This is a genomic window from Kitasatospora sp. NPDC023176, from assembly GCF_055560495.1.
Genome location: NZ_JBVHIP010000031.1, coordinates 41,465 through 53,699 on the forward strand (window position 1 = coordinate 41,465; position 12,235 = coordinate 53,699).

Consider the following 12,235-nt stretch of genomic DNA (forward strand, 5'->3'; position numbering starts at 1 on the left):
CGGGCCGGGCGGCCTGGACTGCCCCCCTGCAGAGCGGCGAAGGCCTGCTCGGTGTGGGTGCGGGGCCCGGGACCGCGGGGCCATCGGGTACGGTCACGGTTTCACGTCCGCTCAGTTCCGGTGACGGTCCGTCCGGATCGCCACCGGGGAGCGGCGAGTCCCACCGAACCGTGTACAACCCCCTAGGGAGCTTCCTCGTGCACCACCTCCTGCGTCGGAGCCTTCCGGCCCTCACCGCCCTCGGCATAGCCGTCGGCGCTCCGCTGCTCACCGCCGGCACCGCCCAGGCCCAGGCCGAGCACGGGTGCGGCGCCGTCGGCGTCCAGTTCTCCGTCGACGGCGGCAAGGGCTGGATCTCCGACGGCCGGATGTCCCAGCCGCATGGCGTCATCCAGGTCCGGCTGGTCGGCGACATCGTGGACGGCTGCGACTACCGGGTCTCGCTGGCCTCCTACGACACCGAGGGGCCGACCTGGGCCACCTCGGGCAAGCAGACCTTCCTCGGCTGGGCGACCACCACGCTGCGCAGCGGGAACCGCCAGGCGACCCTGGACGTCTCCGCCCACCTGCCGAAGTGCTACGGCCAGATCGACCTGTACAACGGCGACAAGAAGTTCGACGGCGTCGCCAACCCCGCGCCGAGGTACCCGGACGGCGTCTTCCCGGACAACCTGATCTCGGCCTGGAACGGCGGCAAGGCCTGCACGCCGACCCCGACCGGCACGCCGACCGTCCCGGTGCCGACCTCCTCGGCGTCGCCCACGTCCACCGCGACCCCGCACCCGACCGGGACGCCCACCCCCACGACGACGCCTTCGGCCACCGCGACGGCCACCGCTTCGCCCTCCACCACCGCCAAGCCGTCGGCGCCGGCCACCACCGGGACGCCGTCCGGCGGCACCCCGTCGACCGCCCCGGCCGTGCCGGCGCCGTCCGCCCCGGCGGACACGACCGGCCCGGTCGGCAAGCCGACCGCCAATCCGGTCTCGACCACGCCGGCCAGCACCCTGGCCAGCACGGGTGGCAACAGCAGCCAGATGATCGTCTACGGCGCCGGCGGCGCCGCGCTGCTCGCCGTCGGCGGGGGCGCGCTGGTGATCGCCCGCCGTCGGGGCGCCCGCCGCTGACGCGGCATCGCTGAAGCATCCAGGACGCCCGCGGTCCCCGGACCGCGGGCGTCCGTCGTCCGAACAGCAGCGATGTGATTCGCCGCTCCGACCGGCTCTCGCCGAACCGTCGGCTGGTCCACTGGAGCCCGGCGGCCGGACCCCTCGGTGTCGGTTTGAGCCCGGTGGCGGCAATCAGCTGCTTGGTCGTCAGGCCGGCCGGCCTGGCGTAGCGCGACCCGGACCTGGTCCGCGCAGACCTTGCTGCGGGCAGGGCGCGGCAGCCGCGAGGATGGGGGTGTGAAGGTTCTCCTGAGATCCGCGGTCGCCCTGGTGATGGCCCTGGTCCCGGCCGGCCCAGCCGCGTCGTCCGCCGAAGAGGCCCTCGGAGGCACCGCACCCTGGGTGCCACTCGCGGCCGGAGTCGCGTACAGGGAAGTGACGGTACCCACCTCGCACGGCACCGCTCGGCTGTACGCCGTGCGGGCCGACCTGCGCCGGCCCGGCGTGCGAGCGGACCTGCTCTATCCCGGTGCGGTCGCCGCCCGGGCACCGCTTACCCGGTTGGCCGGCGAACGCGGGGCGGTCGCGGCCGTGAACGGGGACTTCTTCGACATCACTGAGGAGCAGCACCCCGGTGTCGAGGCGACGGGGGCGCCCTCCGGCCCGGCCGTCCACCGCGGCCGGGCCCTGAAGGCCGCGGTCCCGCAGGCTCAGCGGTTCGGCTGGTGGCCGCCGCCGGGTGACACGGACCAGGACGTGCTGGGGGTCGGGGTGGACGGCGTGGCCCGTACCGGTCGTCTGGAACTTCGGGGCCACCTGCGGGCTGCAGGCCGTACGTGGGAGCTGGGCGGGCTGAACCAGTACGCCCTGCCGGTCGGCTCGATCGGAGTGTTCACCTCCGACTGGGGTGAGGTCTCCCGAGAGCGCGCCGTGTGCGGGAACGACGAGTCGCGAAAGGCGCCCTGCAGCACGGACACCTGGGAGCTGACGGTCCGCCGCAACCGGGTCGTGTCGGCCTCCGCCACCCCGGGCCGCGGTCCGATCCCCGCCGGCAGCCTCGTACTGCTCGGCCGCGAGGCCGGCGCCCGGGTGCTGGCGGGCCTGCCGGTCGGAACGGCTGTCGTGGCGGACTACCGCCTCGCGTCGAACGGGCCGGTGCCGTTCGCCTTCGCCCTCGGCGCCTACCCGATGCTGCACGGCGGGAACCCCTTGGCAGGGCTGGACGCCCACGACGTCGAGCCGCGCACCGCGGTCTGCCTGGCAGACCACGGCCGGCTGCTCACACTTCTCTCCACGGACGGCCGCGAGGGCACCTCCACCGGGTTGACACTCACCGAACTCGCCCAGGCACTCCGCGGTTTCGGCTGCTCCGACGGCGTGTACCTGGACGGCGGCGCCTCCGCCACCCTGGTCACCCGCGACCCGGACACGGGCGAACTCGCGGTGCGCAACCACCTCGACCACGGTCAGGAACGACGGATCCCCAACGCCATCGGCATCTTCGCCGGGTAGGACGACCAACCGCGCCGCAGCGGCAGGAGTACGGGGTCAGTTCCTCGACGTCCCCCACCTTCGGACGGTGAGGCCGGGCCGCACGGCGGCCGCATGCAGGGGCGCTGGGCCGAACGGCACAGGGGCGTTGCGGTGGCGCGGCCGGCATGAACTTCTGTTTGCATGCGTACTTCATCGAGTATCTCCGCCGCCTCCCCCAGGCGGCTGGCGTGTGGCGCGATGGCGGCGGCCCTCGGGGCCGCCTGCCTCGGGGCGGGTACGGCTGCCGGAGCCGCCCCTGCTGCGACGGCGGTGCCCGCGGCCGCGCACGGGCAGCTGGGATTCGGCCGGGACGGTTCGCTGTACAGCACCTTCACCGCGCCGGAGGGCGTCACCGAGGTGACGTTCTACGTGTGGGGCGCGGGCGGGAACGGTGCCGGAGGCGGAGGCGGCGGAGGTGGCGGAGGCGGGGGCGGCGGCACGGGCGGACAGAACGGCCGGATCGGCGCCGTCAACGGCGACGGCGGCTCCGGCGGCCGCCCCGGCCGGCCGACGAGCCCCGGCACCGGCGGCACCGTGGCCTCCGGAAGCTGCGAGATCGACTTCGAGCCCGTCACCGCCACCGTCCGCGCCAACCCCGGCCGCGACGGCGCGAACGGCGCCGCCGGCCGGCCCGGCGAAGGCGGCGCGAGAGGCAGGGCCGACAACCAGGGCCTGAACGCCCCCGGTGGCGCCGGCGGCACAGCCGGCTCCGCCGGAACGGGCGGCGCCGCCCCCACCCAGAACCTGCCCACTGCCGTCAGCGCCGCCCTGCCCGCCTCCGTCGCCACCGGCGGAAACGGCGGCAACGGAGGGACCGGCGGCAACGGAGGCGACGGCGGCCAAGGCGACGACGGCGTCGCGAACAAGAACGACGGAAGCTCCGGCACCCCCGGGGCCGCCGCGACCGCCGGCTCCCGAGGCGGCGACGGCTACGTCATCGTGACCTGGTAACACGACAGCCGGGGTGCCCCGGGGCCGCCTGCCGACGAACACCGGGACCGGCGCCACCACGCCCCCGGGAAGCCGCGACCACGCAACGGCGGTGGCCGTCGGCACGACGGCGAGCGCGGACCGAAGAGGCACGGGGCTCCGTTACGCCTCCTCCAACTGCACCACGACGCCCTCGGCGTCGCGGGCGACGGCTTTCAGCTCCGCTTCGGTCGCCGTACTGGCGTCAGCCGAGCTGCCCGGTCGGCCGCATGGTGATCTGGTTGATGTCCACGCCCGCGGGCTGGTTGAGCGCGAAGGCGACCGCGGCCGCGATCTGCTCGGGGGTCATCGCCTCCTCAGGGGTGCCGCCGCGCTCGGCCCAGAACGCGGTGTCCACCACTCCGGGGGCGACGACGGTCACGCCGACTCGGTCCTTGCCGACCAGCAGCCGGGTGTTCTCGGCCAGCGCGTGCACGGCCCACTTGGTGACCGAGTACAGGTTGCCGGGCGTGTTGCGCACCCCGGCGACGGAACCGATGAACACGATCCGGCCCTTGGACGCCCTCAACTGCGGCAGGGTCTCGCGCACCAGCAGGGCCGGGCCCAGAACGTTGGTGAGGACCATGGCGCGCATGTCCTCGGGGGCGTGGCTCTCCAGGTTGCCGGGCAGCGAGAAACCGGCGTTGGCAATGACGTTGTCCAGTCGGCCCCACGCCTGAACCACGCGGCGCACGGCAGCGGCGACGTCCTCCGCCTCGGCGGCGTCGCCGGTGATCGTCAGCAGCCGCTCACCCGCTCCGGCCGAAGCGGCGAAGGCGGCCAGCTTGCCCGCGTCACGTCCGGTGACCGCCACACGGTGCCCCTGCTCGAGGAGGGTGCGGGCGGTGGCGGCACCGATTCCGGTCGATCCACCAGTGATCAGCGTGACGGGCTCCATACAACGGTCTCCTCGGCGACGTGGTCGTCAGTTCCCCAAAACGCCTGCACTATACGTGGGGTGAGCTGCTGCCAGGGCTGTCACCCCGTACCGGCTCCGCCCGGGCCCGCTCGACCGCCGCCAGTGCGAACTCCGACGGGTACTTCGACCGCCGGGAACCGGGGCGGGAGCGCTGTCGGGACCCAGCCGCCGTCAGGACAGCGGACCGGCCAGCAGCCGGGCAGCCAGGTCGTGCAGTTCGGCCTCCAGCTCCTTCGTCAGTCCGCCGCGGTGCTCCAGCTGGTCCTCCGCGCGGTACAGCCACCCGCGGACCGGCCGCAGCGGCGAGCCGCGGTCGTCGGCGGGGCACAGCTCGAAGCCGATCCGCTCGGCCGCCGCCAGCGGATCAAGGCGACCGTCCAGCAGGTCCCGCAGGCAGTACCGGGCCAGCGCCCGGTCGCGGCCCTCAACAGTGGCGGGCAGCCGCAGCACCGGCCAGAGTTCCTGCTCCACCTCGGCCAGCAGCCGGCGCGCCTCCAGGACCTCCCCGTCGGACAGCACGCCGAGCTCCCACAGACTCGGGGTGTCCACCCCGCCGGCCAGCGCCGCCCAGGCAGCCTCCACCGCCTGGGCGACCGACTCCGGACAGCCGACGATGCGTCGCTCCAGCAGCACCCGGCGCAGCGGTTCCAGTGCCTGGTCAAGCTCCATGGCGCGAGCGTAGCCGCCCACTCCAGCCCGGAGCGAAGCGTTTTGATCCGACGGCAGCCGGCGCACTCCGCCACCGTCCCGTCGCCCGACGGAAATGGAGCTGTCGGCGCTGTCCGCATCCTCGAGGTGTCCGTGCGGGTCGGCTGTGGGGTGATTGCGGGGGCCGTGCTGTTGGCACGGCCCCCGCAACGGGTGTGGGGCGCCCCGTTTCCCGCCCTCGTCGCCCGGATCTGCACGTGGTGATGTGCTGTACGGAGTGCTCCGTCACTTGTGCGCGGTGCTGAGCTGCACTGTCTGGTGAGGAATCGAACCCCTGCGTTGCTCTTCACGCGCCAAGGGCCGGATGAACCGCCGGCCCGCGGTGTGTGCACGCCTCCGTGGCGACTACCTGCTCCCCCACACCCTGCTCGTGGGGTCAGTCCTCGATCAGGTCGATCTGCCAGTTGGTGCGCTGGATCAGGGCGTCCACCTCACGGATCTCCTTGGCCAGCACGTCCGCCCGGGCGCGCAGCTCGGCGACCGGCAGGGCGGAAAGAATCCTGAGCTCGGACCGCAACTGCCGTACGGCTCCGCGCTGGTCGCGCCCGGAGGCGGCGTCGGCGGCTGCGGTGATCACCGAGTGGCGCAGCCGCAGGACGTCCCGGCGGGCGAGGGCGTCGGTGAGGGTGCCGCCGCCCTCGATGGTCGCGGTGGAGTTGGTCCGGTTGATCTGACGGATCAGCCGCTCCAGCTCGTCCAGCGTCTCCCCGGCCTGGGCCAGTACCTCCGCCGCGTCCTCGGCGGGTTCCTCGCCCTCCTGGTAGCGGGCGCTGCCGACGACGCGCGCCCGCAGCTGCTCCACCTGCCGCACCGCAGCCGCGCGTTGCGCGAGCGCCTCCGCCAGTTTCACCGTGCCATCACTCCTACGTCCTGCCGATCGTCCGGAAAGTATGCACGTCAGCGCCTGCGGCGCGGTTCGCGGGGTGGGGCCGGGGGGATGCGCGCGGTCAGCCCCGCTTGCGCAGGTGGCGCACGTACGCGTCCGGACTGCGGCGAAGTTCCGGGAAGCGCACCCGCGGCATGAGGGCGAGGGTGAGCAGCGGCATCACCACACGGCAGCGCGTCGGGCCCCATGGCGAGCCGGCGGCGGGCGGCGGCCCGTACGGGTCGGGCACGTCGCCGAGGCCGCGGCGGCGGCCTTGACGGGGCCCCTCGCCGCCGGCCGCGCCACGGCTCCGCCCTGTCACAGCGTCAGGTGCACTGCGGTGGTCAGCAGGTAGGCCACCGCGAAGACGACCGCCGTGCGGCGCAGGTTCGTTGCCCGGAGCAGGACGGCCGCACTGCCGAACCAGACCAGGTCCAGCACCGCCCGGGGCGCACCGTGCAGCGGCACCGTCGCACCCGGCGCGCCGAACAGCGCCCAGACCGCGGCGTACCCGGCCGGCAGGGCGAGGGCGAGCGCCCAGCGGGCCGGCCGGGCCGCCCGCCGGGTGAGGGCGAACCGCACGGCGGCGGCGTAGACGGAGAGTTCGAGCAGGAAGGCGAGCGTGTCGTCGGCCACGCGCAGCGCCCCGGTCACCGCGCACCCGCAACCCGCCGCGCCGTCGCCAGGTGCAGCAGCGCCAGTGCGCCCGCCCCGAGCGCCATCCCCGGGTTGCGGGTGCGCACCCCGATCGCGGCATCCCCCGCCTGCACCGCACCCGCGAGCAGCAGCACTGCCGGCAGCGCCGCTCCGCCACGCCCGCGCACCAGTTGGTGCAGCAGCAACGCCCCCAAGGGCAGGGCCCGGGCGGCGTACGCCTGGGCGTAGAACCGCACGCCGCCGGTCACCGGCTCCTCCTTCGCCAGCCCGATCCCGGGGTTGATCAACCCGGCCGCGCAGGAGGCCATCGAGAGCGCCGCAGCAGCGGCGTTGGCGATCACCAGCGGCTTCGACAGCGCGCCCGTCCCAGTCCCACCCATATCAAACACACCTCAAATGATTCGAGCTTCGAATGATTCGATAGAGATAGTATCGCTGCCATGAGCGCCGTCAACCCCCCTTCGCTGACCTCCTCGCTGTCCTTCCGCCTCGGCACCCTGGGCACCATCGCCACCACGCGCTTCACCGCCGCGATCCAGGACCGCGGCCTCAAGCCGAAACACGTCGCGCTGCTCGCCGCCCTCGACGCGGGCGCGGCCTCCTCGCAGCTTGAACTGGCACAGGCGATGGGCGTGGCGCCGAGCCTGGTGGTGAGCATGGCCGACCAGTTGCAGGCACTGGGCGCGGTGGCACGCGAGCGCGACCCCGCCGACCGCCGCCGCCAGATGCTCGCCCTCACCCAGGACGGCCGCGCCCTGCTGCACGAGTGCGCCGCCCAGGCCCACGCCATCGACGCCGAACTGGCCGCCGCCCTCTCCCCCGTCGAGCGCGAGTCGCTGCGCCGGGCCCTGGGCGTGCTCGCCCGCGAGGCCGGCCTGCCGGTCGAGGAGTAGCCCCGCGACGACGAACCCGGCCACCGTCACCGCCCCCACGACGCCATGACAAGGGGTCGGCCGGACTGCTCCCCTCGACTGCCAGAGCGCAGCCGGCCCGGTGCCCGGGTTCACCCGCCGTGGCGGCGAACGCACTTCCCCTCGACAAAGGCGAGACGGACCCCGATGCGCTCGGCATGCGGGGCACCCCGGGACCTGTGTCCGGCGGCACCGTGCCGGACCGGCCCTGGGAGTACGGTCCCGTGCCCGGCCCCGACCCGGAGCACGTTCCCGGGTGCCATATCGTCCTCTGCGCGGACGGATTGACGGCCCGTCCGATGATCCTCTTGGAGGGCGCCGAGAAGAGCTCCGGTGCCCTACCCAGAGGGGCTTTCCCGTGAACGAACACGCATCGCAGCACCACCGTCCGAACCGCCTCCGCGGTCACCGGCGCGGGGTGGCGGCGACCGTGACCGCCGTGGCCGCGGCCGTGGTGGCCGCCGTCCTGGCACCCGCCACGGCCTCCGCCGCACCGCGCCCGGACGCCGTGCAGCAACGCCTCGACGCCCTGGTCCAGAAGGACGGGGTACCCGCCGCCCTCGCCACCGTCAAGGGCCGCGACGGCCGTACCCGCACCTACACCGCCGGTGTCGGCGACGCCGCCACCAAGGCCAAGGTCCCGGTCGACGGGCAGGTCCGGATCGGCAGCAACACCAAGGCGTTCACCGCCGTCGTCGTCCTGCAACTGGTCGCCGAGGGCAAGGTCGGCCTCGACGCGAACGTGGACACCTACCTGCCGGGTCTTCTGCGCGGCGACGGCATCGACGGCCGGAACATCACGGTCCACCAGCTGCTCCAGCACACCAGCGGCCTGCCCGACTACGTGGACAAGGCCGGCGCGCTCAGCGACCCCAAGCGCTACCTCGAGCCGCGCGAACTCCTCGACGCCGCGCTGGCCCACAAGGCCCACTTCGCGCCCGGCGCCCAGTGGGAGTACAGCAACACCAACTACCTGCTGGCGGGCATGATCATCCAGAAGGTCACCGGACGCCCGATCGGCGAGGAGATCACCAAGCGCGTCATCGACCGGATCGGCCTGCGCCACACCTACTTCCCCGTCCCCGGCGACATGACGATCCACGAGGCCCACCCCAAGGGCTACCAGCGTGCCGCGGACGGGTCGCTGCGCGACTACACCGAGCTGGACCCGTCCTGGGGCTGGGCGGCCGGCGCGATGGTCTCGACCAACACCGACCTCACCCGGTTCTACGACGCGCTGCTCGCCGGCCGGCTGCTGCCCGCGGCCCAGCTCGCCCAGATGCGCACCACCGTCGCCGCCGAGCCGGCCGGCCCCGGGGTCCGCTACGGCCTCGGCCTGATGAGCCGCCCGCTCTCCTGCGGCGGGCTCTCCTGGGGCCACGGCGGGGGGATCCCGGGCTACGCGACCTTCGGCGGCAGCACCGACGACGGCCGCTCCGTGAACATCGCCGTGACCACGATCCCGGGCGACGCCGACACCGACAAGCACGTGGACCAGGCCGTGGACGAGGCGCTCTGCCGCTGATCGTCCCCCGGGTGGCCCGCGCCGGTCCTCGGCGCGGGCCACCCGGCCGCACCACCCGCATCTCCCCCTTCCTTCTTCCCGGCAGTGGAGTCCCGATGAACGAACACACCCCGCAGCGCACGGCACGCCGCATCCGCATGGTGCGGCGCGCCACGACGGCCACGGCCGCCGCCGGGCTCGCGCTGACCGCCTTCGCCCCGACCACGGCCTCCGCCGCACCGCGCCCGGACGTCGTGCAGCAGCGCCTCGACGCGCTGGTGCAGGAGGACGGGATGCCCGCCGCCCTCGCCACCGTCAAGGGGCGCGACGGCCGCAGCCGTACCTACACCGCCGGTGTCGGCGACCTCGCCACCGGGGCCAAGGTCCCGGTGGACGGGCAGATCCGGGCCGGCAGCAACACCAAGGCGTTCACCGCCGTCGTCGTCCTGCAACTGGTCGCCGAGGGCAAGGTCGGCCTCGACGCGAACGTGGACACCTACCTGCCGGGTCTTCTGCGCGGCGACGGCATCGACGGCCGGAACATCACGGTCCGCCAGCTGCTCCAGCACACCAGCGGCCTGCCCGAATACATGGAAGCCCCCGCGCTGACCGACTTCACCACCATCCAGTACCGCTACTTCGAGCCGCGCGAACTCCTCGACGGGGCACTGGCCCAGAAGGCGATGTTCCCCGCCGGGACCGACTGGGCGTACAGCAACACCAACTACCTGGTGGCCGGCCTGCTGATCCAGAAGGTCACCGGCCGCCCCTACGGCGAGGAGGTCACCAAGCGCGTCATCGACCGGATCGGCCTGCGCCACACCTACGTCCCCGCCACCGGGGAGACCGCCCTGCGCGAGCCCCACCCGCACGGCTACCTGCGCACCGGCCCGGACGCTCCGCTGGTCGACTACACCGCGATGGACTCGTCGATGGCCTGGGCCGCGGGGGCGGTCGTGTCCACCAACACCGACCTCAACACCTTCTACAGCGCGCTCCTGGCGGGTCGTCTGCTGCCCGCCGCCCAGCTCGCCCAGATGCGCACCACCGTCCCGGCCGAGCTCCTGGGCCCCGGCGTCCGCTACGGCCTGGGGATCCAGAGCAGGCCACTGACCTGCGGCGGCCTGGTCTGGGGCCACGGCGGCACCTCCGTGAGCTACCGGACCCGGGGCGGCGTCACGGAGGACGGCCGTGCCGTCAGCATCGCCGTCACCACCATCCCGGACGCGCCCACCGGCAAGCGCCTGACCGACGCGGTCGACACGGCCCTCTGCCGCTGACTCCCGCCCGGCCCCGGAGCGGCTACCTGGAGCGCGAGCCGCCCGCCCGGGCCACCCCGATGAACGCCGCTGTGACCACCGGCCGAAGCGCCCGCCCGAACACAGCTGACGCAGCCCGTCCGTGCAACGCTCCCCCGCCTGGGGAAACAGGGGGCCATCGCCACGGCCCCCTCAGGCCTGCGTGCTCCCCGGCCCGAGGGGGCCGGGACGGTGGGCGTGGTCGGGCGCGCAGGGGCGGAGCCTGGTCTCCGTGGGCGGCACGGCCGCGGCGCTGCACCGCGACGCGGTGGTCACCACCTTCGTCGCGTATCGGCGGTTCGGCCACGGCCCGCAGCACGCCTCCGCCCGGCTACGCGGTCGCGCAGTCCAGGACCCGGCCGTCGGCCGTGCCGACGAGCAGGCGGCCGGGCTGGGTGGCGGTGAGCGCCGTCGGGACGGCGGAGACACCGGCCACGGTCAGCCGGTGGCGCCAGCGGAGGGTGCCGTCGCGGAGGTCCAGCGCCAGGATCTCGCCGTTGCGGTACGCGACGTAGGCGGTGTCGGCTTCGGTGTCGAGGTCGGTGGCGACGTGGTCGGCCCGGAAGGCCCAGCGGGGTGCGCCGTCGCCGGCCGCCCGGCGGACGACGAAGGACTCGCCGGGCTGCAACCGCTCTCCGCCGTAGGCCTGACCGGCGTGGACCAGGTCGCCGCCACCGGTCTCCGCACCCGGGCCGGGGAACTGCATGTCCCCGGGCTCCCAGGTGAACGGGAACAGGGGCTGAGCACCCGTCCCTCCGGCGCAGCGCGCCGAGATCCAGTACCGGCCCCGTCGGACCTGGTAGACGTACTCCCGGCTGCCGCCCCGGATCCGCAGGCGCAGGTACCGGTCGGTGGGGGACGTGGTGCGGTGCTGGATCAGCAGGCCGTCGGCGAGGGCGGTGCGCCCGGGTCGCTCCGGGTCCTCCTCCCGTCGGTCGAGGGTGGCCAGGACCGCGCCGTCCGACAGCTCCTCGACGGCCAGGACTCGCCGCCGGAGCTCCCAGTCCGGGCTGAGCGCGGAGAGCATCCGGTGGGTCCCGTCCCGTCCGTCGGGACGCGGTGCGGGCACTCGGGGGCCGGCCAGGTCGGTGGCGGTGAGCGAACGGGGTGCGACGGCGCGCCAGTCAGGCCGTCGCACGACCGCGACATGGCCCTCGACGCGTGCCCGGTCGTCCTGCCAGTCATCGGGCGGTGCCATCAGCACGCGCAGGTCCCGTTCGTCGAGCCAGGCCAGTCCGAGGACCTGGCGGCCGAAGTCGTGCTCGATGAGGGAGGTGGTAACGCTCGTCTCCCAGTCGAGCAGGAGCAGCTCGCCCTCGAAGAAGTAGCCGCCGTCGTAGTCCCCGGTCCCGACGGCGAGCAGCGGCGCCGTGGGGTGGAAAGCCAGCGCGTGCACCCGGAAGCGCGTGCGGAGCACGGCCCGGCAGCCGAGGTCTCCCGTGCCGTACACCCCCACCGTCGACATCCCGCCCTCCCCGGGCCCGCCCGCGACGGCGAGCAGCCCGCGCTCCTCGTCGTCCACGGCGAGGACGGGCAGACCGACCTCGGCGAACGGGCGATCGCCGAGGACGCGGAGGACACGCAGCGGAGAGGTCATGCCGGAGATCCTCCCAGCGGGCGGCGTCGAGCCCTTGCCCGGGCCGCGCCGAGGAACACATGACTTCCCTCCGTGCCGCGTGACGCATGGCCGCCGCGACCGCGACGACCGTTCGCCGTGGTGGGTTCCGATCCGCTGTCGGCCAACCGCCTGCGGCAGTGTCCG

The 12,235-nt window shown here is 74.2% G+C and carries 12 protein-coding genes; 6 read left to right on the plus strand and 6 right to left on the minus strand.

Annotation, left to right across the window (positions count from 1 at the left end; translation table 11 throughout):
* Positions 1-197: 197 nt before the first annotated feature.
* The 3 genes from ACZ3YL_RS32255 (at position 198) to ACZ3YL_RS32265 (ending at position 3,593) form a co-directional block, all read left to right on the plus strand.
* Positions 198-1,127, plus strand: a complete 930-nt coding sequence (locus ACZ3YL_RS32255) for an LAETG motif-containing sortase-dependent surface protein (RefSeq protein WP_465660798.1) — start codon at positions 198-200, stop codon at positions 1,125-1,127.
* Positions 1,128-1,406: 279 nt separating this feature from the next.
* Complete coding sequence (locus tag ACZ3YL_RS32260; protein ID WP_465660800.1) at positions 1,407-2,621, plus strand: phosphodiester glycosidase family protein; 1,215 nt, start codon at positions 1,407-1,409, stop codon at positions 2,619-2,621.
* Between the two features lie 162 nt (positions 2,622-2,783).
* On the plus strand, positions 2,784-3,593 hold the full coding sequence (locus tag ACZ3YL_RS32265) for a hypothetical protein (protein WP_465660802.1): 810 nt from the start codon (positions 2,784-2,786) through the stop codon (positions 3,591-3,593).
* Positions 3,594-3,816: 223 nt separating this feature from the next.
* On the opposite strand, the gene ACZ3YL_RS32270 is transcribed toward ACZ3YL_RS32265, so the two are convergent.
* The 5 genes from ACZ3YL_RS32270 to ACZ3YL_RS32290 form a co-directional block, all read right to left on the minus strand.
* Positions 3,817-4,509, minus strand: a complete 693-nt coding sequence (locus tag ACZ3YL_RS32270; RefSeq protein ID WP_188308663.1) for an SDR family oxidoreductase — start codon at positions 4,507-4,509, stop codon at positions 3,817-3,819.
* A 192-nt stretch (positions 4,510-4,701) separates the two neighbouring features.
* Positions 4,702-5,199, minus strand: a complete 498-nt coding sequence (locus tag ACZ3YL_RS32275; protein ID WP_465660804.1) for a hypothetical protein — start codon at positions 5,197-5,199, stop codon at positions 4,702-4,704.
* A 415-nt stretch (positions 5,200-5,614) separates the two neighbouring features.
* Positions 5,615-6,088, minus strand: a complete 474-nt coding sequence (locus tag ACZ3YL_RS32280; protein ID WP_465660806.1) for a DIP1984 family protein — start codon at positions 6,086-6,088, stop codon at positions 5,615-5,617.
* A gap of 333 nt (positions 6,089-6,421) precedes the next feature.
* Positions 6,422-6,739: a YrdB family protein gene (locus ACZ3YL_RS32285; RefSeq protein WP_188308666.1), complete on the minus strand. Its 318-nt coding sequence runs from the start codon at positions 6,737-6,739 to the stop codon at positions 6,422-6,424.
* 14 nt (positions 6,740-6,753) lie between these two features.
* Complete coding sequence (locus ACZ3YL_RS32290) at positions 6,754-7,140, minus strand: hypothetical protein (RefSeq protein ID WP_188308667.1); 387 nt, start codon at positions 7,138-7,140, stop codon at positions 6,754-6,756.
* Positions 7,141-7,200: 60 nt separating this feature from the next.
* Here ACZ3YL_RS32290 and ACZ3YL_RS32295 point away from each other — a divergent pair, with 60 nt between their 5' ends.
* The 3 genes from ACZ3YL_RS32295 to ACZ3YL_RS32305 all read left to right on the plus strand — a co-directional run bounded on the left by ACZ3YL_RS32295 (position 7,201) and on the right by ACZ3YL_RS32305 (position 10,455).
* Complete coding sequence (locus ACZ3YL_RS32295; RefSeq protein WP_188308668.1) at positions 7,201-7,653, plus strand: MarR family winged helix-turn-helix transcriptional regulator; 453 nt, start codon at positions 7,201-7,203, stop codon at positions 7,651-7,653.
* A gap of 436 nt (positions 7,654-8,089) precedes the next feature.
* Positions 8,090-9,196 (plus strand): serine hydrolase domain-containing protein, encoded by a 1,107-nt coding sequence (locus ACZ3YL_RS32300; protein ID WP_465660870.1) that lies wholly within the window; start codon positions 8,090-8,092, stop codon positions 9,194-9,196.
* 95 nt (positions 9,197-9,291) lie between these two features.
* Positions 9,292-10,455 (plus strand): serine hydrolase domain-containing protein, encoded by a 1,164-nt coding sequence (locus ACZ3YL_RS32305; protein WP_465660809.1) that lies wholly within the window; start codon positions 9,292-9,294, stop codon positions 10,453-10,455.
* Between the two features lie 349 nt (positions 10,456-10,804).
* Here the strand turns inward: ACZ3YL_RS32305 and ACZ3YL_RS32310 are convergent, their stop codons facing one another.
* A complete protein-coding gene (locus ACZ3YL_RS32310; RefSeq protein WP_465660811.1) occupies positions 10,805-12,070 on the minus strand; it encodes a hypothetical protein in 1,266 nt (421 codons plus the stop codon).
* Between the last annotated feature and the right edge of the window lie 165 nt (positions 12,071-12,235).